19 protein-coding genes are annotated in these 22,172 nt (G+C 63.8%); 12 read left to right on the forward strand and 7 right to left on the reverse strand.

The window, feature by feature from the left end; translation table 11 throughout:
• Nucleotides 1-21 precede the first annotated feature (21 nt).
• On the forward strand, nt 22-1,095 hold the full coding sequence (locus ACE04I_RS03675) for an NAD/NADP-dependent octopine/nopaline dehydrogenase family protein (RefSeq protein WP_046795026.1): 1,074 nt from the start codon (nt 22-24) through the stop codon (nt 1,093-1,095).
• Nucleotides 1,096-1,114: 19 nt separating this feature from the next.
• On the opposite strand, the gene ACE04I_RS03680 is transcribed toward ACE04I_RS03675, so the two are convergent.
• The 3 genes from ACE04I_RS03680 to ACE04I_RS03690 are packed head-to-tail and all read right to left on the reverse strand — an operon-like array spanning nt 1,115 to nt 4,671.
• Nucleotides 1,115-2,341 (reverse strand): amidohydrolase family protein, encoded by a 1,227-nt coding sequence (locus tag ACE04I_RS03680; RefSeq protein WP_046795027.1) that lies wholly within the window; start codon nt 2,339-2,341, stop codon nt 1,115-1,117.
• 8 nt (nt 2,342-2,349) lie between these two features.
• Complete coding sequence (locus ACE04I_RS03685) at nt 2,350-3,933, reverse strand: gamma-glutamyltransferase family protein (protein ID WP_245282096.1); 1,584 nt, start codon at nt 3,931-3,933, stop codon at nt 2,350-2,352.
• A 48-nt stretch (nt 3,934-3,981) separates the two neighbouring features.
• Nucleotides 3,982-4,671 (reverse strand): GntR family transcriptional regulator, encoded by a 690-nt coding sequence (locus tag ACE04I_RS03690; protein WP_052760420.1) that lies wholly within the window; start codon nt 4,669-4,671, stop codon nt 3,982-3,984.
• A gap of 250 nt (nt 4,672-4,921) precedes the next feature.
• On the opposite strand from ACE04I_RS03690, the gene ACE04I_RS03695 reads away from it, so the two are divergent.
• The 8 genes from ACE04I_RS03695 to ACE04I_RS03730 all read left to right on the forward strand — a co-directional run bounded on the left by ACE04I_RS03695 (nt 4,922) and on the right by ACE04I_RS03730 (nt 14,353).
• A complete protein-coding gene (locus ACE04I_RS03695) occupies nt 4,922-6,481 on the forward strand; it encodes an ABC transporter substrate-binding protein (RefSeq protein WP_487206639.1) in 1,560 nt (519 codons plus the stop codon).
• Between the two features lie 76 nt (nt 6,482-6,557).
• The gene (locus ACE04I_RS03700; RefSeq protein ID WP_046795030.1) at nt 6,558-7,523 is read left to right on the forward strand and encodes an ABC transporter permease; all 966 of its coding nucleotides are present in this window, start codon (nt 6,558-6,560) and stop codon (nt 7,521-7,523) included.
• 13 nt (nt 7,524-7,536) lie between these two features.
• Nucleotides 7,537-8,484: an ABC transporter permease gene (locus ACE04I_RS03705; protein ID WP_046795031.1), complete on the forward strand. Its 948-nt coding sequence runs from the start codon at nt 7,537-7,539 to the stop codon at nt 8,482-8,484.
• Between the two features lie 9 nt (nt 8,485-8,493).
• Nucleotides 8,494-9,687, forward strand: a complete 1,194-nt coding sequence (locus ACE04I_RS03710; protein ID WP_046795032.1) for an amidohydrolase family protein — start codon at nt 8,494-8,496, stop codon at nt 9,685-9,687.
• Nucleotides 9,684-11,177, forward strand: coding sequence for an amidohydrolase family protein (locus tag ACE04I_RS03715; RefSeq protein ID WP_487206640.1), 1,494 nt, complete (start codon nt 9,684-9,686; stop codon nt 11,175-11,177). The genes ACE04I_RS03710 and ACE04I_RS03715 overlap by 4 nt, the downstream gene beginning before the upstream one ends.
• Nucleotides 11,174-12,154, forward strand: a complete 981-nt coding sequence (locus ACE04I_RS03720) for an ABC transporter ATP-binding protein (protein WP_046795034.1) — start codon at nt 11,174-11,176, stop codon at nt 12,152-12,154. The genes ACE04I_RS03715 and ACE04I_RS03720 overlap by 4 nt, the downstream gene beginning before the upstream one ends.
• Nucleotides 12,151-13,125 carry an ABC transporter ATP-binding protein gene (locus ACE04I_RS03725; RefSeq protein ID WP_046795035.1) on the forward strand — a complete coding sequence of 325 codons (975 nt, stop codon included), beginning with the start codon at nt 12,151-12,153 and terminating at the stop codon, nt 13,123-13,125. Before ACE04I_RS03720 ends, ACE04I_RS03725 begins: the two co-directional genes overlap by 4 nt.
• 28 nt (nt 13,126-13,153) lie before the next feature.
• Nucleotides 13,154-14,353, forward strand: a complete 1,200-nt coding sequence (locus ACE04I_RS03730) for an amidohydrolase family protein (RefSeq protein ID WP_046795036.1) — start codon at nt 13,154-13,156, stop codon at nt 14,351-14,353.
• 82 nt (nt 14,354-14,435) lie between these two features.
• Here ACE04I_RS03730 and ACE04I_RS03735 read toward each other — a convergent pair whose 3' ends face one another.
• The 3 genes from ACE04I_RS03735 to ACE04I_RS03745 are packed head-to-tail and all read right to left on the reverse strand — an operon-like array spanning nt 14,436 to nt 17,643.
• The gene (locus ACE04I_RS03735) at nt 14,436-15,818 is read right to left on the reverse strand and encodes a tripartite tricarboxylate transporter permease (protein ID WP_137326535.1); all 1,383 of its coding nucleotides are present in this window, start codon (nt 15,816-15,818) and stop codon (nt 14,436-14,438) included.
• A gap of 1 nt (nt 15,819) precedes the next feature.
• On the reverse strand, nt 15,820-16,278 hold the full coding sequence (locus ACE04I_RS03740; RefSeq protein ID WP_046795038.1) for a hypothetical protein: 459 nt from the start codon (nt 16,276-16,278) through the stop codon (nt 15,820-15,822).
• A gap of 57 nt (nt 16,279-16,335) precedes the next feature.
• On the reverse strand, nt 16,336-17,643 hold the full coding sequence (locus ACE04I_RS03745; protein WP_487206641.1) for a hydroxymethylglutaryl-CoA reductase, degradative: 1,308 nt from the start codon (nt 17,641-17,643) through the stop codon (nt 16,336-16,338).
• 137 nt (nt 17,644-17,780) lie between these two features.
• Here ACE04I_RS03745 and ACE04I_RS03750 point away from each other — a divergent pair, with 137 nt between their 5' ends.
• Nucleotides 17,781-19,160, forward strand: coding sequence for an aminotransferase-like domain-containing protein (locus ACE04I_RS03750; RefSeq protein ID WP_046795039.1), 1,380 nt, complete (start codon nt 17,781-17,783; stop codon nt 19,158-19,160).
• Nucleotides 19,157-20,077 carry a hydroxymethylglutaryl-CoA lyase gene (locus ACE04I_RS03755; protein WP_082118357.1) on the forward strand — a complete coding sequence of 307 codons (921 nt, stop codon included), beginning with the start codon at nt 19,157-19,159 and terminating at the stop codon, nt 20,075-20,077. The genes ACE04I_RS03750 and ACE04I_RS03755 overlap by 4 nt, the downstream gene beginning before the upstream one ends.
• 214 nt (nt 20,078-20,291) lie before the next feature.
• On the opposite strand, the gene ACE04I_RS03760 is transcribed toward ACE04I_RS03755, so the two are convergent.
• Nucleotides 20,292-21,248 carry a LysR family transcriptional regulator gene (locus ACE04I_RS03760; RefSeq protein ID WP_170986275.1) on the reverse strand — a complete coding sequence of 319 codons (957 nt, stop codon included), beginning with the start codon at nt 21,246-21,248 and terminating at the stop codon, nt 20,292-20,294.
• 89 nt (nt 21,249-21,337) lie between these two features.
• On the opposite strand from ACE04I_RS03760, the gene ACE04I_RS03765 reads away from it, so the two are divergent.
• A partial coding sequence (locus ACE04I_RS03765) for an MBL fold metallo-hydrolase (protein ID WP_487206645.1) occupies nt 21,338-22,172 on the forward strand: 835 nt, incomplete at its 3' end.

A 22,172-nucleotide genomic window follows, 5' to 3' on the forward strand; every position in this document is an offset into this window, starting at 1 on the left:
CGAGCAGACGAAGGAACACCCATGCGCGTCAGCATTCTCGGAGCCGGAGCTATAGCCTTCGGTGTCGCCGCCTATCTCGCCAGGAACGGCCATGATCCGATGCTCTGGTCCCCTTCGGGCAAGCGCACCCGCGCATTGGCCGAGGGCGAAGCCCTGGTGGCGAAGGGCGCGGTGGAATTCTCCGGCAAGGTCCGCGTTGCGAGAGATTGCGCCGAAGCCGTCAGGGACAGTGAAGTCGTCATCATTGCCATGCCCGCCAACGGTCATCGCGCGGCTTTCGATGCGGCAATCCCCCATCTGCGGCCCGGCCAGCCGGTCATCATCTCCTCGCATAGCTCCTTCGGCGCGCTCTACCTCTCGAAAGGGCTTGCGGCGCGCGGCGTGCGTCTGCCGATTTCCGTCTGGGGCACAACCGTGCTGACCGGACGTCAGCAGGGCGAAACGGCTGTGAACGTCAACACGGTGCGCCAGAAGATCGACGTCGCCACCCTGCCCAAGTCCGAGATCGATGCCGGCCATGCGCTCTGCACGGAGCTTTTCGGCGACCGGTTCGTCAAGCGTGACGGGCTGCTGGCAATCGCGCTCAGCAATTTGAACCCGCAGAACCATCTCGGCATCGCCCTCCTCAACCTCACCCGCATGGAAAAGGGCGAGAACTGGGGCCAGGGCGACAACATCACCCCGACCGTCGGCCGGGTGATCGAGGCGCTGGATGAAGAACGATTAGCGATCGCCAAGAGCTTCGGCCTTTCGGTCCGCACGGTCCGGGAGCATTTTTCGCTCTCCTTCCACGTGCCGATCGGCACCGTCTCCGAGATGAACCAGCAGATGCACGCGGCGGGCCGCGGCGGTTTCGGCCCCTCCACGGTCGACAGCCGGTATATCTTCGAGGATGTCCCCTTCGGCCTCGTGCCCACCTCCCTGCTCGGCCGGCTGAGTGGTCATCCCGCTATCCTGCATGAAGCCGGAACGGCTCTGCTTTCCGCCGCAACCGGCAGAGATCTCGCCGCCGAAAACGATCTTCTCCCGCATCTCGGCCTCGAAAAGCTTTCCATCGGCGAACTCGAAACATTGTGCGCCAACGGCTATTGGTAGCGCTCCGGAGAGGCGCGCATCAGCTCTCCAGGATGCGTGCCTTGGGTCGAACGAACGTCTTTCGGCCAGCCTTCCATCCGGCGAGCGTAGCGGCCGAGGAACGGACGGCGCTTAGGGGATCGGCCGCATCGAGAACGACGATATCGGCCGGGCCGCCGATCCTGAGGCCGTATTGAGCACGCATTATGGCTGCGGCCTGTCCGCTAACCATCTGGAAGACGTGGTCGATATCAGCGTCGCGCGATAGCTGCATCACATTGGCGTAAAGATTGGCCATCCTTGCCAGCGACGCGTCGCCGAAGGGCGTGAACGGGTTCAGCACATTGTTGGTGGCGATCGCCGTTCTGACACCATCCGCCGACAGAAGATGGGCCGGCGCGATCCCACGCGGGATGTTCGAGACGTGGCCGTGGCCCATCAGGAAAAGGTCGGTCGCCGGCAGGACGGTGAGCGCGATCCCGGCCTCCGCGATCTTCCGTCCGACCGCGGACCGGTCCGCCGGCCCGAGGGCGGAGAGGTTGGTGACGTGACCGATGGTGACGCGACCGCCATAGCCATTCGCCCGTGTCGCCTCGATGACGGCTGGCAGGTCTGTCCTTGCGGGATCGAGATGAAAATCGAGGTGGAAATCCACGTCGACGTCATGCCTTTTCGCCAGCGCGAATATCCTGCGGACATGTTCTTCCGGACGGTGATCGGTATAGGGGCATCCCCCGATCAGATCGGCGCCGGCACGTAGCGCCTCGTCGAGCATATCTTCCGTTTCAGGCTCCTGCGTCAGCCCCTCCTGGGCGAAGGCGCAGATCTCGATGTCGATCGCGAACGCATACCGCTCGCGAACCCGTTTGATGGCCTCGAAGGATCGCATGCCGGCGCGGGGATCGATCTCGACAAAGGTCCGCATGCGGTTGGTGCCGTGAACGATGGCCTGGCGGACCAGGGCCGAGGCCCGTTCATAAACGTCTTCTTCGGAGAAACCGGCCTTGGCCCTGGCCGTTTCGCGCACCGCCTCCTCCAGCGTGCCTTCGCAAATCGAGCAGCGTTCAAGAATACAGGCCTTGTCGAGATGGATGTGGCTGTCGACGAAACCCGCGAAAGCGAATTTCCCGTCGACATCCTCTTCCTCCACGGCGTGGCAGCGGATTTCCGGCCGCATTTCGACGATGAGCCCGTCGCGGATCGCGATGTCGATCACCTCCGATCGCTGCGATATGCATGCATTGCGAAGAACGAGATCGGCCCGCATGTCCTGCCTCAAACTCCGATCGCGCAGCCGTCGCTGCGGGGGTCGTGCGCGCCGTCGATCCATCCGTCTTCGCCAATCCGGATGACGCCGGCCTGCCCCGCCAGCGCGCTCAGCGCCGGGAGAGCGACCGTCTCGTGTCCGCGCCGGGAAAGGGCGTTCAGAACCTCCGCGCCGGCGGTCTCCTCGATCTTGAGATTGTCCCTTGTGTCGGAAAACGTCCGGCCGAGCAGGAATCTCGGCGCGGAAAGCGCTGCGAGCGGATCGAAACCGTGATCGATCAATCTGCTGAGCAGCACGGTCAGCGTTTGCGGCTGCCCGTCGGCCCCTTGCGTTCCATAGAGGAGGCAGGGCTTTCCGTCGCGCAGGCCCATGCCGGGATTGAGCGTGTAGAACGGCCGCTTGCCGGGGGCGAGCACGTTCGGACTGGCGGGATCGGTGCTGAAGGCCGCTCCGCGGTTTTGCCACAGGATGCCGGTGTCATCGAGCAGGACGCCGCTGCCCCAATCGTAATAGGTGCTTTGCAGGACACTCGCGGAGCGGCCGTTTCCATCGACCGCGGCGAGATAGACCGTATCGCCGTTCCGGAATGGGGCCGGCCATGGCAACGCCGCCTTCCGGTCGATCGCTCCGGCCTTGCGGGAAAGAACCGTGTCGGCGAGCCAGGCAGCGCAGTCCTGCGCGACATGGTCCGGATCGGCGATGCGTCCGCGCTCGAGAAACGCCTGTTTCACGGCCTCGACGCAAAGGTGATAGAAATCCGCGGATGCCGGGTCCACGTCCTGCATGGCGAAGTGCGACAGGATGCCCATGATGGAGAGCGTCGTTACCCCCTGAGACGGCGGCGGTGGTGCCAGAAGCTCCAGATCCCTGTATGTCAGGGACAGGGGAGCGACGATTTTTGCGGACGTCTTCTCCAGGTCACGCCTGCGGATGGGACTACCCGCCGCCTCCAGACCCGCTGCAATGCGGCCGGCGACCTCTCCCTCGTAGAATTCGCGATGGCCGTGCGTCGCAAGCCGCTCCAGGACGGACGCGAGCTGCGGTTGCCGCTGGATGCCTTCGGTCGCGAAGAAAGTCGAGACATTCGACCAGCCGCCGATTTCGCCCTTTCGGAACTCGTGCCAATATCTCTGCGACCGGCTGACCGGAAAGCCAGCGGCGGCGAGTTCGATCGCGTCCTCGAGAAGGCTCGAAAGGTTCTCCGTTCCGCCCCAATGCGCATGCGAATACCGCAGGGCCTCGCCCCAGCTGTCGACAAGCGCGGCGGTCGTCAGTGCCGACAGGGGGCCGCGCGCGGGGATGGTTTCGAGCTTCGGCAAATTCTCTGCCGCCTGCCCTATGCCCATGATCGCGTCGCGCCTGCCGGCGCGGTCCGCCACGAGCCAGATGGCGTCGCCGCCCAGACCGCAGAAATGCGGATAAAGAACCGTCAGCGCGGCACCTGCGGCAATCACCGCCTCGATCGCGGTGCCGCCGCGGCGCAGAACCTTCGCGCCTGCCTCGCTTGCGGCGTGATGCGGCGTGGTGACCATGCCGTGCCGGGACCGGGCTGCGGCTTGCGCCGTCTGCTGCGTGAAAATCCGTTCCGGCATCGTCATCCCCTCGGCCATCGCATGCTTTCCCGGTTTTTTCCGTCGCTGCTACTCGGAAGCCGACATGTAACGGCTGAGGATTTCGCTGATATCGGGACCGTCGTCCTTGTCGTCCACCTTGGCCCGATCCTCAACCGCGTGGAGGTGATGATCCATGATGCGGGTCGCCGCATCCGCATCGAGGTTTTTCAAGGCCTCGATAAGCTGGATATGCTCGTCGATCCCGCATTCCGCCGAATGCGGGCGCCCGAACCGGGCAAGGATCAGCGACGAGCGCGAAACCACCTGGCTGATGAAATCGATGAGCAGTTTCGAGCCGGTCAGTTCGGCGAGCAGAATATGAAATTCGCCCGCGAGGCGAATGGAGCGAGGCGAAGAGGCCTGCAGCGCCCGCTCCTCCTCCCGCACATGGCTGATCAGCGCATCGATGCCGTCCTTCGGCATGCGTTTGCAAAGCCGCTCGATCACCTCTCGCTCCAGGCAGCGGCGAAGGGCGAAGACCTCCTCCGCCTCCTCCAGCGTCGGCATGGCGACTGCGGCGCCGCGGTTCGGCTTGATCTCCACGAGGCCGTCGGAGGAGAGCCGCACCAGGGCGTTGCGTGCGCTTGTCCGGCTGACGCTGAACGTGTCGCCGATCGAATCTTCCGGCAGCTTGGTGCCGGGCTTCAGCGCCTGCTCGAGAATGGCGCGACGGAGCGAAGCGTAGATCGCGTCGCTTCTGGTCAGGTTCGTGGACATCGCTTTCGGCTTCCCGTTCGAATGCATTTTCCACGGCATATTGCATAAATTTTGTACCTTATCTACCCATTTATATTGCATCCAATTTTCTGTTGAAATTGCATACGAGATAATCTACGTTCCGCCTAAGCCGCAGAGAACGGCACTTCCAAGGCTCACGAAACGGCTTATGGGCCGCCCGATGAGAACCTCGCATGCAATTCGTCGCAGGAATGTTCTGCTGAATTGGATACAATAAAAGGGGACCAAGATGATCAAAACGAAGAGATTATTGGCGACAGGCATTGCCCTGTTCGCACTATCCATGCCGGCCGCAGCCGGCACCCTGAAATGGGGAGCCTCACGCGACATCAGCTCGCTCGATCCCTATTCCTATGGTGACAGCTTTGCGCTCGGCGTACTCAACCACGCCTATGAAGGGCTGGTGCGTTACGACCGCAACTTGAAGATCGAGCCGGCGCTCGCCGCCTCCTGGGAAATCGTTTCGCCAACCACCTGGCGGTTCAAGCTGCGCGAGGGCGTGAAATTCCACAACGGCGCCGATTTCACCGCCGAGGACGTCCAGGCCTCGCTCCTGCGCGCCAGCGATCCGAAATCGCCGCTGCGCGGCAACATTCCCTCCTACAAAGGATCGCGCGTCATCGATGCTCACACGATCGAAATCGATGTCGCGACCAATTATCCGCTGCTGCTGAACGATCTCACCACCATCTACGTCTTCGACGCGGGCTGGCTGAAGGACAACAATGCCGAAGCCCCGACCGACGTCGGCTCGGGCGTCGAAGGTTATGCCACCTATCACGAGAACGGAACGGGTCCATTCAAGGTCGAAAGCCGCCAGCCGGATGCCAAGACCGTGTTCGTGAAGTTCGACGGCTGGTGGGATAAGCCGCAACACAATATCGACCGGATCGAGCTGACGCCGATCGCCTCCAGCGCGACCCGCGTGGCAGCACTTCTATCCGGCGATATCGACTTTACCGACCAGGCGCCGGTGCAGGACCTGCCGCGGCTTGAAGCTGCCTCGTCACAGGTCAAGCTTCTCGAAGGCACCGATCTTCGCACCGTGATGATCGGCTTCAGCCAGCGCGACCAGCTTCTCTCGGGCGCACCGAACCCGATGAAGGACGTGCGCGTGCGCCAGGCGATGCAGCTCGCGATCGATCTCGACCTCATCCAGAAGCGCGTCATGCGCGGCAAGTCCCGCAATGCCGGCGCGCTCGTCGCACCGCAGATCCCGGGCTATGACGCAGCGCTGGACGAGCCGGTGAAAGCGGACCCCGAAAAGGCCAAGGCGCTTCTGAAGGAAGCCGGCGCGGAAGGCTTCGAATTCGAGTTCAACTGCGCGGACAGCCTCGTCAACGAAGAACAGATCTGTCAGGCGGTCGCCTCCATGTGGTCCCGTGTCGGCCTGAAGCCGAAGCTCGACCAGGGCACCCGCGCCGTGCAGACCCCGAAACGTTCCGCCGGCAAGGTCGATGTCTACACGCTCGGCTGGGCGACGCTGCCGATGCTCGACACTTACAGCCTCACCTCGCAGGTGCTGCACACCAAGGAAGGCTCGTTCGGCATCTTCAACTGGGGCGGCTGGTCCGACAAGGAGTTCGACGAGGTGACCAAGGCCTCCGCCGTCGAGCTCGATCAGACGAAGCGTCTTGCGATAGAAGCCCAGTCGCTGAAGATGGCCAAGGAGCACGCCCTGATGATCCCGCTGCACCAGCAGCCGCTCGCCTGGGCGACCAATGCGAAGATCGCGGATTTCCCGCTCTTCTCGGATAACCTTCCCCGCTTATGGCTGGTGAAGATGTAAATCCGAAGATCCCCGCCGTGCAACGCTTGCGGCGGGGATCGCCTCCTCCTTCTGTTCGGATAAAGGACCGCGCGCCATGCTCGCCTTCCTCATCAAGCGGATCGGCAATGCCGTTCTCGTGATGCTGACGGTCGCCTTTCTTGCATTCCTCATCTTCCGCTTCCTGGGCGACCCGGTCGAGATGATGGTCAATGAAAGCGCGACCCAGGTCGAACGCGACGAATTGCGGGCGCGCCTCGGCCTCAATGACGGCTTCCTCGTTCAATATGCCCGCTTCGTCACCAATGCCGCACAGGGCGAATTCGGCCTCTCCTGGCGCAACCAGCAATCCGTGATCGGCCTGATCGCCGAGCGTTTCCCGGCGACCTTCGAACTGGTCCTCATCGCGACCTTCCTGTCGCTCGCAATCGGCATACCACTCGGCGTGTTCACCGCGATCGGCCGCGGGCGCTGGTGGGCGGAAGGCTTGCAGTTCAGCTCGATCGTCGGTGTCTCGCTACCGAGCTTCCTCGTCGGCATCCTGCTGATCCTCATCTTTTCGGTCACGCTCGGCTGGCTACCCGGTTACGGCCGCGGCGATGTCGTGCGCGTCGGCTGGTGGTCGACGGGATTGCTGACACCTTCCGGGCGGGCGGCCGTTGTGCTGCCGGCGCTTTCGCTCTCGCTCTTCCAGATCACGCTCGTCATGCGGCTGGTGCGCGCCGAAATGCTGGAAACGCTGCGCACCGATTTCATCAAGTTCGCCCGTGCCCGCGGCGTCAGAAGACGGGCGCTGTGGTTCCGCCATGCGCTCAAGAACTGTCTGATGCCCGTGGTCACCCTCACCGCCATGCAGGTCGGCAATCTGATCGCCTTCGCGCTCGTCACGGAGACCGTCTTCCAGTGGCCAGGCATGGGCATGCTCTTCATGCAGGCGGTGACCTTCGTCGATATCCCGGTCATGGCGGCCTATCTCTGCATAGTATCCTTCATCTTCGTCACGCTGAACACGCTGGTCGATATCGCCTATGCGGTCATCGATCCGCGCCTGCGCAACGCCTGACCGGGAGGCTCTCATGACCGCCATCGAACCCGTCAAGTCTTCCGCCCCGCCCTCGCGCCTCTCGCGCGTGTTCCAATCCGATCTGTGGTGGAGCTTCAAGCAGCATCCTTCCGCGATCGCCGCCGCCATCCTGCTTGCGGTGCTGATCGGCACGGCCTTCTTCGCGCCATGGATCACGGTGCAGAACCCTTACGATCTCGCCTCGCTGGATCTGCTCAACGCTGAGATCCCGCCCGTCTGGATGGAGGGCGGGCAATGGCCGTTCCTCCTCGGCACCGACGTGCAGGGGCGTGATCTGCTTTCGGCGATCCTCTACGGTTCGCGCGCCTCGATCGTCATCGGCGCCGCCTCGGTCGCCGTGTCACTGATCGTCGGCTCGGTGGTTGGTCTCGTGGCCGGCTATTACGGCAAATGGGCGGATGGCCTCCTGATGCGCGCCGGCGACGTGCTGCTTTCCATGCCGACCATGCTGATCGCCATCCTCGTCTCGGCGCTCGCCCGGCAGATGCTACCGCCTTACCTGCGCGAAGTCGGCGCCTCGGGCGTCATCGTCTTCGCCATCTCCCTGTCGGCATGGGTGCAATATGCGCGCACCGTACGTGCCCAGACCATGGTGGAGCGCAATAAGGAATATGTGCAGGCCGCCCGGCTGATCCGCGTCTCGAAATGGCGGATCATGCTGAAACACATCCTTCCCAACACCACCACGCCGCTCCTGGTCACGGCCACGCTGAACTTCGGCCTCGGCATCCTGATCGAGGCGACACTTTCTTTTCTCGGTGTCGGCATGCCGCCTGAACAGCCGTCGCTCGGCACACTGATCCGCATCGGCAACCAGTATCTTTTCTCCGGCCTGTGGTGGATCGTGCTCTTTCCGGGCCTGCAGCTCTGCCTGCTCGTCGTCTCCATCAACGTGCTCGGCGACTGGCTGCGCGACGCCCTCAACCCCAAACTGCGCTGAGGCATATCCATGAGCGATCTTCTGATTACCAACGCAAGGCCCATGGGCGGTGCATCCGCCGATATCCTGATCAAGGGTGGCCGCATCGCCGCCATTGGACAAGGGCTCGGCGCGGAAAATATTGCGGTTGAGGATGCGGGTGGCCGTATCGCAATCCCCGGCCTGGTCGATGCCCATACCCATCTCGACAAGTCGCTCCTCGGCTATCCGTGGTACGTGAACGAGGTCGGCCCGCGGCTGATCGATAAGATCGACAACGAGCGCAAAGTGAAGCGCGAATACGGGCTCGACGCGCATGTCCAGTCCATGCGCCAGTCGCTGCAATCGGTCAGCTACGGGACGACGCTGATCCGCAGCCACGTGGATATCGATACCGACCAGGGCCTGATCGCTCTGGAAGGCGTGATGGAGACGCGCCGGCAGCTTGAAGGCGTGGTCGAGATCGAGATCGTCGCCTTTCCGCAATCCGGGCTGATGCGACGGCCGGGCACAGCGGAGCTTTTGGACAGAGCGACGGCCATGGGCGCCGATCTCGTCGGCGGCCTCGACCCCTGCGGTATGGACCGAGACCCCAAGGCCCATCTCGACACGATTTTCGCGCTCGCCGAGAAACACGGAAAAGGCATCGATATTCATCTCCATGAAGGCGGCGAGCTTGGAGCCTTCTCGATGGAGATGATCTTCGAACGCATCCGGGCTCTCGACATGCGGGGCAAGGTCGCTGTCAGCCACGCCTTCTGTCTGGGCGATCCAGACTGGAATATGACGCAGGCGCTGATCGACACCTGCGCAGAACTCGATGTCCCGATTCTCACGACCGCGCCGCCCTCGCGGGAAGTGCCGTCGCTCAAACGGCTGCGGTCGGCGGGCGTCCGCTTCGGAGCGGGTGTCGACGGCTTCCGTGACACCTGGGGACCCTATGGCAACGGCGACATGCTGGAGCGCGCCATGCTGCTCGGGATGAAGAACAACCTGCGCCGCGACGACGAACTGCTGCTGGCTCTCGATGTCTGCACCACCGGCGGAGCCAAGGCCATGGACCGGGAAGATCACGCACTCACCGTCGGCGGACGCGGTGATGTCGTGCTCGTCGAGGGCGAAACCGTCGGCGAGGCGATCGTCACGCATCAACCGCGCAATCTGGTGGTAACGGCCGGAAACGTCGTCGCGCGCGACGGCAAGAGCCTGAGGGCACGCCCATGAACTGGTCGGCTCTTCCCCTCGGCAAACGGCCGCCCGGTCGCTGGGCGCTCAAGGCCCGCTTCGTCATTGCCGATCTTCCCGAAGGCCGGCGCCTCATCCCGGATGGCGAAGTGGTGATCGAGAACGATCGCATCGTCTGGGTCGGCCGCCGCTTCGAAGGTGAGCTTTCCGCCCGTTACGACATGGGTGAGGCTCTCATCGGCCCCGGCTTCGTGGATCTCGACGCGCTCTCCGATCTCGACACGACCGTGCTCGGCATGGACAACCAGCCCGGCTGGAGGAAAGGCCGCGTCTGGCCGACGGATTATGCGGCGCGCGCTTACGAGATGTACTCGCCGGAGGAGCTCGCCTTTCAGAAGCGCTATGCCTTCGCGCAACTCCTCCTGAACGGCATCACCTCGGCCCTTCCCATCGCCTCGCTCTTCTATCGTGCCTGGGGCGAGACGGTGGCGGAGTTCGAAGCCGCCGCCGTCGCGGCCGAAGATCTCGGCCTGCGCGTCTGGCTCGGTCCCGCTTATCGCAGCGGCGGCGTGATCCTCGACGCGACGGGTGCCATGCAGCCGGTGTTCGATGAGGAGCGCGGACTTGCCGAACTCGCCGATGCGGCGGCCTTAGTCCGGCGCATCCATGGCGCCGCCGGCGGCCTGATCTCCGGCATGTTCGCGCCGGACAGGGTGGAGACATGCACCGAAACGCTGCTGCGCCACACATTCGACACCGCGAACGATCTCGATATGCCGGTACGCCTACATATGGCGCAGGGCGAGATGGAATTGCAGACGGTCCGTCGTCTGCACGGCGTCACAGCGCCGGAATGGCTCGACCGTCTCGGCCTTCTTTCCCCGCGCCTGATCGCGCCGCATGCGACTGTCGCCATCGATGACGATCTCGCCCGTTATGCGGCGAGCGGCGTGACCATCGCCCATTGCCCGCTCGTCTCGGCCCGTCACGGCTCCTCGCTGAAATCATTTTCCAGGGTAAAGTCGATGGGCATCCGCATCGGCATGGGCACCGACACCGCGCCGCCCGACATGGTGCTGAACATGGCCGTCGGCGTGATGGCGAACCGCATCGCCGAAGGCCGCGGTGATACCGGATCGGCCGCCGAATTCTACGACGCGGCGACCATCGCCGGCGCGGACGCCCTCAATCGCCCTGACCTCGGACGCATTGCGCCGGGTTCGAAGGCCGATATCGCCGTCTTCGACATGGCGGACCGTATGATCGCCCCGCGCATCGACCCGGTCCAAACCCTCGTCTACGGCGCGACCGGCCGCGTCACGCGCGCCACGATCGTCGACGGCCGGCTCTCCATGCGTGATGGGCAGGTGGCCGGCATCGATCTTGCCGCAGCCCGAGGCCAAGCCCAGGCGCAGTTCGATGGACTTGTCGCGCGATATCCGGAACGCACGTTCGGGCATCCGCCCGTCGAAGAGATTTTCCCGCCGAGCTATCCGCTCGGCCAGACCTCGAGCGAGGTGTCACAATGAACAGTCAGACCCCGGCCCTTGAGGTCAAAGGCCTGTCCGTCGAGTTTCCGACCCGCAAAGGTGTTTTGACGGCCCTTTCGGATGTGTCGCTGACCGTCGAGCGCGGCGAGATTCTCGGCGTCGTCGGTGAATCCGGCGCGGGCAAATCGATGACCGGCATGGCCGTGCTCGGCCTGCTCGAACCGCCGGGCCGCATCGCCGCCGGCGAGATCCGCATCGGCGGCCAGCGCACCGACAATCTGAGCGACGCGGAAATGGAAACCGTGCGCGGCCGCATGGTCGGCGCGATCTTCCAGGATCCGTTGACCTCGCTCAATCCACTCTTCTCCGTCGGCCAGCAGCTCACCGAAACGATCCGGCTGCATTCCGATCGGAACCGGGCTGAGGCGCGTGCCCATGCGATCGGCCTTCTGAAACAGGTCGGCATTCCAGGCGCGGACGAGCGCATAGACCACTATCCGCACCAGTTTTCCGGCGGCATGCGGCAGCGCGTGGTCATCGCGCTGGCGCTCGCCGGCAATCCCCAGCTGATCATCGCCGACGAGCCGACGACGGCGCTCGACGTCTCTATCCAGGCGCAGATCACCACGCTCCTGCGCACCCTTTGCCGCGAACATGGCGCCGGCGTCATGCTCGTCACCCACGACATGGGCGTCATCGCAGAGACCGCGGACCGGGTGGCCGTCATGTATGCCGGCCGCGTCATCGAGGTCGGCTTGGTCGAGGAGGTGCTGAACAAGCCGAAGCATCCCTATACGCGGGGCCTCATGGGCTCGATCCCGGCGCTCGGCGCACGCGTCGAGCGCCTCACCCAGATCGACGGCGCCATGCCGCGGCTCAACGCCATCCCGCCCGGCTGCGCCTTCAATCCGCGCTGTTCGGAGGCCGGCGCGCGCTGTCGCGAGGTGCGCCCGGCACTGGTGGCGAATGCCCGTGGCAGCGTCGCCTGCCTGGTTCACGATGGAGGTGTCGCATGAGAAGCCCTGACAATGCGCTGGAAGTGGATCAACTGACACGCGTCTTCGACGTGTCCGCCCCTTGGCTGAACCGGGTGATCGACCGCAAGCCGAAACGCTACCTGCGCGCCGTGCAGGACGTCACCTTCACCGTCCGGAAGGGCAAATGCCTGGCGCTCGTCGGCGAATCCGGCTGCGGCAAGTCCACCGTGGCGCGCCTGGTGACCGGTCTCTATGCGCCGAGCGAGGGCGCCATCCTTTTCGCACCGGCCCAAAAGGGTGCAAACAGCGGCAAGCCTATGGAAGCGCAGATGATCTTCCAGGACCCGCATGCGAGCCTCAATCCGCGCTGGCGCGTCGGCGACATCATAGCCGAGCCGATCCGCGAATTCGGCCTTCGTGACGGCAACGAGGCGATCGCCGCGCGTGTCGCCGAACTGCTGCGAACCGTCGGCCTCTCGCCGGACGATGCCGGACGTTACCCGCACGAGTTCTCCGGCGGCCAGCGGCAGCGCATCTCGATCGCGAGGGCTCTGGCAAGCGAGCCGGAATTCCTCGTCTGCGACGAACCGACATCCGCGCTCGACGTCTCGGTCCAGGCGCAGATTCTCAACCTGATGCGCAAATTGCAGGACGAGCTCGGCCTTACCTACCTCTTCATCAGCCACAATCTGGCGGTCGTCCGGCACATGGCCGACCGTATCGCCGTCATGTATCTCGGCCGGATCGTCGAGGAGGCGGAGACCGAGGCGCTCTTCGCCGATCCGCAGCATCCCTATACGCAGCTCCTGCTGCAGACGATCCCAGACGTCGCCTCCCCCAACCGCAACCGGGAGCTCATGGGCGGCGAGCCGCCAAGCCCGCTCGACCCGCCGAAGGGCTGCGCCTTCCATCCGCGCTGTCCGCTCGCCGCGGAACGCTGCAGAACGAGCGCACCCGAGGTGCGGGCACGGCAGGGTGGCGGCACGGTCGCCTGCCATCTGGCGCCTTAAAAACTAACAGAAGATTTGAGGAAACCCCATGAACGAGATCACAACGGTTTTCACCAATGCAAAGCTCGCCGACGGGCTGCTCCATGACATCCATGTCGCGAACGGCCGCATCACCTCGATCGAGCCCGTATCGTCGCGGAAAGCACCCGAAAGCGCGATCGATATTTCCGGTGACCTCCTCGTTCCGGGTTTCGTCGAAGGGCACATCCATCTCGATACGAGCTTCTATGGCGGCAAATGGGTGCCGCACCGTCCCTGCACCAATGGCTTCGACGTGCATGAGCGCGTCGCCTTCCAGGCGGAAAACATGGCCAAGGCCGAGCCCATGGACGAGCGGGCCCGCAATCAGCTCGATCTTTGCATCGCCAGCGGCACGCTGCAGATGCGCAGCCACGTCATGGTGGATGGCTCGGTCGGGCTGAAATCGCTGGAGACGATCCTCGCGATCCGCGAGGAATACAGGGACAGGATCGATATCCAGCTCGTCGCCTTTCCCCAGAGCGGCATCCTTGATAGCCCGGGCACGCCGGAACTTCTCGACGAGGCGATAGGATTGGGTGCGGATCTGGTCGGTGGCCTTGATCCGGCAAGCTTTGACCGGGATGTCAAAGGCCATCTCGACGTGGTCTTCGGCATTGCCGCAAAACGCGGTGTCGATATCGACATCCACCTGCATGAGGCAGGCACGATGGGCGCCTTTACCATCGAGGAAATCTGCGCCCGAACGGTCGCGCTCGGCATGCAGGGGCATGTCGCGATCAGTCACGCCTATGGTCTCGGCGACCTGGCGCCTGACGCCGCCCGCAAGATCGCCGGCAAGATCGAAAAAAGCGGCATATCGATCATGACCAATGCGCCGGGTCACCACACTTTCCCGCCGGTGGCGCTCCTGCGCAGCGAAGGCGTCAACGTCTTCAGCGGTAGCGACAATATCCGCGATTCCTGGTGGCCCTATGGCGATGGCGACATGCTGCATCGGGCGGAAATCATCGGATACCGGTCCGGCTTCTTTACCGACGACGAACTGGCCGCCGCCTTCGAGATCGTTACGACGGCAGGCGCCAGAGCTTTGCGCCTCGAAGGCTACGGAATCGAAGTCGGCGCGAAAGCAGATTTCGTCACGCTCGACGCTGCCCATGTGCCGGAGGCGGTGGTCGCCTTTCCGAAGAACCGCAGGGTCTTCAAAGCCGGACGGCTGGTCGCCGAAGGCTGCGCGGTCTTAAGATAGAAGAACCCCGCATATTTTCATGATCGAGGGCGTCCCGCCGGCGAGGATAGGGACGCCCTCTGACTGCTGTGGAATAGCGCGGCTACCCGATCAGCTTGAGCAGGGCCGGAACGCTTAAGACGGCTGCATAGTAGCCCATGAACTGGACGCCGGTATTCATCCCCAGCACGCGATAGAGCAGACCGCCCACCAGTCCCACGGTGAGGATGACCAGCAAGGCCAGGACACCGCCCTCCCATAGGCCGATCACCAGCACCAGCCCGACGAATGTGGCGATGATCGCCTCGTGGCTGATGCGCTTTGCAACGAAGACCGCGGCGCTGCGCGCGTGGTTCATCGCGAAGGGATAAGCGATCGCCGTGGCGATCACGACCGAAACCAGCCCCCAGATCAGGAATTCGGGCACGGAAAGCATCGTGTGCAGGTTGTTGACCACGCCCGTCTCGCTGTTGACTGTGAAACGCGGCGGCGCGTTGAACAAGGGTGCGGCGGGACCGGCAGCAACCGGGCTGAGCGGCAGGCCGAAGGCGATCAGCGGGATCAGCGCCTCGGCGATGTAGGTCGATTCCGTCACGCCGTTTCGAACGGCGAGAACGGAGGTCAGCCGGTGATAGGCGTGCTTGATGCGGGCTCCCACCACCTCGCCCGCGATCACGGTCATCGCCACAGGGCTGAAAACGAAGGTCGCACTGGTGACGGCAGCCGCGGCCGCCGTGGCCCGCGTCTGGCTACGGTCGAGCACGCGAAATGGGTTCGGGAAGTATCCGCCCCATCCCCTGACGTCCGGCGCGAGCGTCGTTTCGCGCAGTTCGCTGCGGTTCATGCGCTTGCGCTCCAGCGGCGACGCCGCCGAGACGAGTTCAGCCACCAGCGGGCCAACTGCGATGCCCAGAAAATAGCTGACGCCCAGCTTCACGTCATGCCCCGCCGTAAATCCCTGCAGAGCCACGATGAGCAGGGTGAACGGGATCAGCGCGATGATGGAAGCCCAGCGCCCGGCCGAGAAATAGGCGATCAGCACGGAAGCCGCGATGAAAAGCCAGGGGGCCGAAGCGGTGATATAGCTGCCGAACGGCGCGAGGATCACCGCAAACAGCACCGCCAGGGGCACCGCGATGAAGGCCGAGATGACCGATCCGGCAAGCATCTTGCGCAATGCGATATGCGGCGCACCGAGATTGCGCAAGGCCGACGCCTGCTGCAGCAGCGGCAGCGCCATCGTGTCGCCTGGAATGCCCAGCAGCGCCGTCGGCACGGCATGCGTCATGTGCTTGGAAACCGCAGCGCACATCCAGAACGTGAAGACGCCGGCGGGCGGCGCGCCGAGCAGCACCACCAGCAGCGTCACCGGCGCGATCGTCGTCGTTTCGTCAGTACCCGAGATCAGCCCGATGGCGGAAAACAGCACCGAGCCCAGCAATCCGAGCCCCAGCGCGATGAGAATTTCGTAAAGCAAGCCGTCCATATCAGTTCCCCTCCCCGCTGCGGGCACGATTGCGCTCATAGTCGCGGAAGAGGTCGTAAAGCCCGACCTCCTTCATCTCTCCGGCGACGGAGGCGGGCAGGTCTTCGACCTTGCCGATCGGACCACCCTCCTGCACGAGCTGGTCGAGCACTTCGGTCTGCCACATGGCGCCGGTCGGAACCTCCTCGACCACGACGCGCTTGGGCCTGAAGGCGCGGGCGCAAATCGCTCCGCCGATGATGCAGCCGATAATGCCGGCAAGCATTGCCACCGCCTTGCCGATGGCCGGCGTGGCGGCAAGCGGTGCGATGGTTTCCAGCGCAATGCCGTAGACGGCAAGGCTCACCGCCGCGCCGATAAGAATGGCCTTGCCAAGCTGCGGGCGCGATACGACGTCGCCCCAGATTTCGGCAAGTTGTCCTTCCGTACCCGCCGCGCGGGCCGGAGTTCGATCCGTCATGTTGTCCTCCCATGATTTAGGCGACCGGCGAAGCTCCCCCTCCCCCGGTCGCGGATTTCAGATGCCCTTGCGGATTTCGGCCAGAATTTCCTCCGCTCGCGCGGCACGCACGTCATGATCGGCGGCAAGCCTGCGGGAAACGATATCGATCTCCTCGCCGGTCGCGCCGGCGCCGATGGCGATATTGCGGGCATGCAGCGCCATATGGCCGCGCTGTATCCCCTCGGTCGCCAGCGCCCTGAGCGCCGCCATGTTCTGTGCAAGCCCGACAGCCACGGTCACTTCGGCCAGTTCCACGGCGGAACCGACATTCAGAACCTGCAGCGCGGCCTGTGCCGCCGGATGGGTCTTCGTCGCCCCGCCCACGAGGCCGAGAGCCATGGGCATCTCGATCGTGCCGACCAGATTGCCCTTCGCGTTGACCTCCCATGTCGTGAGCGACGTGTAATGCCCGGAGCGTGCCGCATAGGCATGAGCTCCCGCTTCTATCGCGCGCCAGTCATTGCCGGTAGCCACCACCACGGGGTCTATCCCGTTCATGATGCCCTTGTTGTGGGTCGCCGCACGATAAGGATCGACGGCTGCGAACTCATAGGCATCGATAATGCCTTCGATCATGCGCCTGCCCGAAAAATCCTTGGTTGCCAGCGCCTCCTCGGTTACCTCGATGCGGGCGCGCGCCAGGCGCAGATCGGCAAGGTTCGACAGGATGCGCAGCCGCACCTCGCCGCCGGTGATGCGCTCGACGATCGGAGCGATCGCTTCCGCCATGGTGTTCACAGTGTTGGCGCCCATCGCATCGCGAACGTCGACCAAAAGATGCAGGACGACCATCGCGCCGCGTGCCGTTGAGGAAAAAACATGGACCTCTATGTCGCGGCATCCGCCGCCGAACTTCACCAGAACCGGGTCCTTGGCATTCGCCGCCTCGATGATTTCGTCGCGCGCCGCAAGGATGGCGAGCCGCGCACCGAACGGATCGGTGACGCCGAGAAGCTGGACCTGCGCCCGCATGACCGGAGCCGTGGACGATGTCTGGAAGCCGCCGCAGCCGCGCACGATCCGCGCCATGTAGGACGCCGCCGCAACGACCGAAGGCTCTTCCACAGCCATCGGAACCAGATATTCGCGGCCATTGACCACAAAGTTCGTCGCTACGCCCAGCGGCAGCTGGAACGTGCCGATCACGTTCTCGATCATGCCGTTGGCGCGGTCGTCCGGCAGCGCATCGGGCGCAGCAAGCGTCGCGCGCGCCTCGTCGTCGAGCCCGGCCGCGGCGGCCACCTGATCCAGCCGCTCTGCGGGCGACAGATTGCGAAAGTTCTCGAGCCGCGAGGTCGCGGTCCGTTTTGGCGTCCTATTCAAAAAATCCTCCCGGCAGTCGGCAATCACGAAGCCGAAGCTTGCGTTCAACGTAAACTGTCCTAAAATTCCCGCATCAATCAAGGGACAGTTGGTGGGTAAATCAACAACACTGTCCCAACGTGATTTTGGGACAAGTCATGAGCCGGGTGGATAACATCGTCGCGCAGATCAGCGGACAGATTTCGTCCGGGCTCTATCGCGCCGGGCAGAAACTGCCCTCGGTGCGGGGTGGAGCGGAACAGTTCAGCGTCTCGAAAAACACCATGGCCGAGGCTTATGATCGTCTCGTCGCGCGCGGACTGGCCGTGGCGCGGCAGGGTTCGGGCTATTACATCACCGGCAACCGGCCTCCTCCCGCGCCCCGCATCCGGCCGGACGTCACCGAGGCGACGAGCATCGTTTCGCTGCTTCGCGAGCAGCTCGACCAGCATTACGAAACCCGCCCCGGCGATGGCCGCCCTCCCGCAAGCTGGACCGAGGACGGGCATATGCGCCGCATCCTGCGCTCCGGAAGAACGGCGACCGGGCAAATCGAGTTCGGCTATGGCAGTTCCTGGGGTCTTGGCGCGCTGCGGGACTGGCTGCGCATGTCGCTTGCCGAAAGATCGATCCCGACCGAGCCGGACGGCATCATGCTGACCAGCGGAGTCAATCATGGGCTTGACCTGATCATTCGCCATCTTATCGAGCCGGGCGATACGGTCTTTGTCGACAGCCCCGGATATTATCCGCTCTTCGCCAAACTCAGGTTGGCCAAGGCGACAGTTATCCCGGTGCGTCGTCTTGAGGACGGTCCGGACCTCGCCGATCTTCAGGACAAGCTCGCGCAGCATCATCCGAAGGTCTTCTTTACGCAGAGCCAGGCGCATAATCCGACCGGCGGCGCGCTTTCACCCGCCACCGCGTTCAGCCTTCTGCAAATGGCGGAGATCCATGATTTCCGCATCGTCGAGGACGATATCTTCGCCGATCTGCTGGCGCCCACCCTGCCGCGCCTCGCGGCCTTCGGCCAGCAGCGGCGCGTGCTTTATGTCGGGTCCTTTTCCAAGACGCTCTCGGCCAGCCTGCGCTGCGGCTATGTCGCCGGCGACCCGGAGCTGATCCGCGGTCTGGTCGACCTGAAGATGATCACCACCGTCGCAACCTCCGCGCATGTGGAGCGGCTGGTGACGGACATGATCGAAAGCGGCCAATATCTCAAGCATCTGCGCCGCCTGCGCAACCGGATGGAGGACGCGACCAAGGCGACCGTCCGCGCGCTCTCCGACATCGGGCTGGAGGTGGCGCTGCCGCGCGTGCCGGGATTCTATCTATGGGTTCCCCTGCCCCAATCGATCGATGAGCGTGAATTCTGCCGTCGTGCCGCCGCAGCCGACATATTCGTCGCTCCGGCAAGCGTCTTTCACCCCGACCGCGATCCGCCCCGCCGGCCGGGAATGCGGGTCAACGTCGCCTATGGCGCGGACCCGCGCTTCTGCGCCTTCTTACGCCACGAACTTGGAACATCGGACACATGAGCAAAAACATGGAACATATCCGGCTGGTCGAAGTCGGCCCTCGCGACGGCCTGCAAAACGAGGCGCGCCCGCTCGGCGTCGCCGATCGCGTGGCCATGATCGAAGGCCTGATCGCCGCAGGTCTGACGACCATCGAGGCGGGCAGCTTCGTCTCGCCCAAATGGGTGCCGCAAATGGCGGATTCGGCCGAGGTTTTCCGCCGCCTGTCCAAGCGCGAGGGGGTGAACTTCCCCATGCTGGTGCCCAATCTGAAAGGGTTCGAGGCCGCGCTTGATGCCGGTGTCGGGGAAATCGCGATCTTCGCATCCGCATCGGAGAGCTTTTCGCAAAAGAACATCAATTGCTCGATTGCCGAAAGCTTCGAACGGTTCGCACCGGTCATGGAAGGCGCGCGCGCGGCAAAAATCCGCGTCCGGGGTTATGTCTCATGTGTGCTGGGCTGCCCTTACGAAGGACCGGTCGCGCTGGCGGCGGTGGTCGATGTTGCGAAACGATTGCACCGGATGGGCTGCTACGAAATCTCGCTGGGAGATACGATAGGAACCGGCACGCCGCGCGCCGCGGCCGCCATGGTTCGCGCCATCGCCGGCGAAGTTCCGATCGCCGCGCTGGCGCTTCACGCGCACAATACCTACGGTCAGGCGCTGGCGAACATACTGGCCTGCCTCGAAGAAGGCGTGCGGGTGTTCGACGCCTCGGTCGGGGGGCTTGGAGGCTGCCCCTATGCCAAGGGGGCGACCGGCAATGTCGCGACCGAAGAGCTTATCTATATGCTTGAAGGTATGGGCATCCGCACGGGCATCGATATCGATGCGCTGTGCCGGGTGGCGCTCGAAACATGCGCGAAGCTTGGCCATGAGCCCGCCTCCGGCGTCGCAAGGGTCTTCGCCGCAAACAACCGCCGCGATCCGGATTGAACGCGGCCTTCGGCGATGTCGAAAACAACGCCCGGACATAGGCCGCGCGGATGATCCGAACCGCTTCCTGCCGATTGGTAGGCGGGCCATACATCGCGGCGACGTTGGCTGTGGCGTTCCAGTGGTATGATAAAACAGCCCAACGAACGTGTCTCTAGCGGCACAAGAATCCTGGGCCTATGCGGCGTGCTGAGCATTACTTGATGATTGGACATCATCTCTGATTGCGGATGTATTCGAGGAAAGCCCGCATGGCCGCGCTCGTATGCCGCCGGCTCGGATAATAGAGATACCAACTCGGCAGCTTCTGCTTCCAGTCGGTGAGCAATTCGATAAGTCTGCCTTGTTCGACATCGTCGCGGACATAATCCTCGAACAGGTGAGCTATCCCCGATCCCGCAAGTGCGGCCTGGAGCTCCTGATGCGCCGAACTCAGCGTCAATCGGCCTTTCGGAGTGATTTCCACGTCCTCGCCGTCCTTCTCAAACTTCCACGTCACCATGGTTCCGCCAGGGAAACGGCGACGAATACAGTCGTGCAGCAAGAGGTCGTGCGGCGAGCCGGGTCGGCCGCGCTTGCGAAGATAATCGGGCGAGGCCACGATCGCATATCGCAGGGCGGGGCCGAGCGGCATGGCGATCATGTCCTGGGCAAGTTGGTTTCCGAAGCGCACGCCGGCATCGAAACCCTGCTCCACGATATCGATGATCGCGGCATCGCTGACGATCTCGATGTTGACGTCGGGATAAATTTTCATGAACTCGAAGGCCAGAGGGCACAGAACGTGGTCGGCGGCCGGACCCGGCGCATTGATCCGCACGGTGCCGGATGGGCGCTCGCGAAGCTGATTGAGATCGTCGATCGCCGTTCTGATATCGTGAAGAGCGGGCCTCAGCCGCTCGAGAAGCCGCTCGCCCGCTTCAGTAGGCGCCACGCTGCGTGTCGTTCGGTTCAAGAGCCGGATGCCCAGCGCTTCCTCGAGCACGCTGATCGATTGACTGATGGCGGACGACGAAACGCCCCTGCCAAGCGCGGCGGCTCTGAAACCACCACGGCGCACGACGTCCTCGAATATCTCCAGGCTATCAAGGCGTAGCGGCCGCATTGCAAAGTCCTGCTTAATAAGCTGATCCGTTTTGATTAGCTTATCTGCACGCCCGACCTGTGTCATCCCTAGAGAAATCAAACGCGGCACCTGCGATCAGGGATTTGGACGAGGTCAAGAACATGGGTGAAATAACACTGAACCGCAGAAAGATCATGCTGACAGCCGCGTCGGCGGTGACGGGGCTGATCTTGCCGGTCGGCACGGCCTTTGCGCAGGCTGCTCCCGCCGCGCCGACCCCGGCTCAGGCTGGAAATGCTGGCCACTACCATTTTCGCGTCGGCGATATCTCGGCGACCGTGTTGAGCGACGGGCTGATCGGCGGCCCTCCATGGGTCTATGCCAGCGATGCGCCGGAGGCGGAACTGCAGGAAGTTCTGAGGCGCGCCTTCCTGCCGACAGACCGCCTGATGCTCAATATCAACACGCTTCTTGTCGAGACGAATGGCAGGCGGATCCTCCTCGAAGCCGGGGCCGGGCAGACTATGGGTCCGCAAGGCGGACGCATCTTCGAGAACCTGGCCGCCATCGGTTTGGCGCCCGAGGACATCGACGTCGTGGTCGTCTCGCACACGCACCCGGACCATGTCGGCAACCTTCGAACCGCCGACGGCGGCAAGGCATTTCCGCGGGCGGCCGTCTTTGCGCCCCGTGCCGATTGGGACTTCTTCGTCCGCAACGATCCGGACCTTTCCTACATGCCGGTGCCCGAGGATTTCCGCCGCAATTTCGCAGCCGCCATCAAGCGGAGCGTCGAACCCGTCACCAGCGGGATCGAGCTCTACGAAGCCGGCGAGGAGATCGTCCCTGGGCTGGCCACGCTTCCGGCATTCGGCCACACCCCCGGCATGGCGAACTTCCTTGTCCACTCCGGGAGCGATCAGCTCCTGCTGACGGCCGATCTCGCCTACCACCCGATCGTCAATGTCGACCGGCCGTGGTTGCCTGGGCCGGATCGCGACAAGGACACCGCCCTCGCCTCCCGCCCCC

The sequence above is a fragment of the Rhizobium moroccans genome (genome assembly GCF_057559155.1).

Excerpts from the sequence above, each read along its gene's own strand:
- ACE04I_RS03675 (WP_046795026.1), top strand. The coding sequence starts at position 22 with ATGCGCGTCAGCATTCTCGGAGCCGGAGCTATAGCCTTCGGTGTCGCC.
- ACE04I_RS03680 (WP_046795027.1), bottom strand. The coding sequence starts at position 2,341 with ATGCGGGCCGATCTCGTTCTTCGCAATGCATGCATATCGCAGCGATCG.
- ACE04I_RS03685 (WP_245282096.1), bottom strand. The coding sequence starts at position 3,933 with ATGCCGGAACGGATTTTCACGCAGCAGACGGCGCAAGCCGCAGCCCGG.
- ACE04I_RS03690 (WP_052760420.1), bottom strand. The coding sequence starts at position 4,671 with ATGTCCACGAACCTGACCAGAAGCGACGCGATCTACGCTTCGCTCCGT.
- ACE04I_RS03695 (WP_487206639.1), top strand. The coding sequence starts at position 4,922 with ATGATCAAAACGAAGAGATTATTGGCGACAGGCATTGCCCTGTTCGCA.
- ACE04I_RS03700 (WP_046795030.1), top strand. The coding sequence starts at position 6,558 with ATGCTCGCCTTCCTCATCAAGCGGATCGGCAATGCCGTTCTCGTGATG.
- ACE04I_RS03705 (WP_046795031.1), top strand. The coding sequence starts at position 7,537 with ATGACCGCCATCGAACCCGTCAAGTCTTCCGCCCCGCCCTCGCGCCTC.
- ACE04I_RS03710 (WP_046795032.1), top strand. The coding sequence starts at position 8,494 with ATGAGCGATCTTCTGATTACCAACGCAAGGCCCATGGGCGGTGCATCC.
- ACE04I_RS03715 (WP_487206640.1), top strand. The coding sequence starts at position 9,684 with ATGAACTGGTCGGCTCTTCCCCTCGGCAAACGGCCGCCCGGTCGCTGG.
- ACE04I_RS03720 (WP_046795034.1), top strand. The coding sequence starts at position 11,174 with ATGAACAGTCAGACCCCGGCCCTTGAGGTCAAAGGCCTGTCCGTCGAG.
- ACE04I_RS03725 (WP_046795035.1), top strand. The coding sequence starts at position 12,151 with ATGAGAAGCCCTGACAATGCGCTGGAAGTGGATCAACTGACACGCGTC.
- ACE04I_RS03730 (WP_046795036.1), top strand. The coding sequence starts at position 13,154 with ATGAACGAGATCACAACGGTTTTCACCAATGCAAAGCTCGCCGACGGG.
- ACE04I_RS03735 (WP_137326535.1), bottom strand. The coding sequence starts at position 15,818 with ATGGACGGCTTGCTTTACGAAATTCTCATCGCGCTGGGGCTCGGATTG.
- ACE04I_RS03740 (WP_046795038.1), bottom strand. The coding sequence starts at position 16,278 with ATGACGGATCGAACTCCGGCCCGCGCGGCGGGTACGGAAGGACAACTT.
- ACE04I_RS03750 (WP_046795039.1), top strand. The coding sequence starts at position 17,781 with ATGAGCCGGGTGGATAACATCGTCGCGCAGATCAGCGGACAGATTTCG.
- ACE04I_RS03755 (WP_082118357.1), top strand. The coding sequence starts at position 19,157 with ATGAGCAAAAACATGGAACATATCCGGCTGGTCGAAGTCGGCCCTCGC.
- ACE04I_RS03760 (WP_170986275.1), bottom strand. The coding sequence starts at position 21,248 with ATGACACAGGTCGGGCGTGCAGATAAGCTAATCAAAACGGATCAGCTT.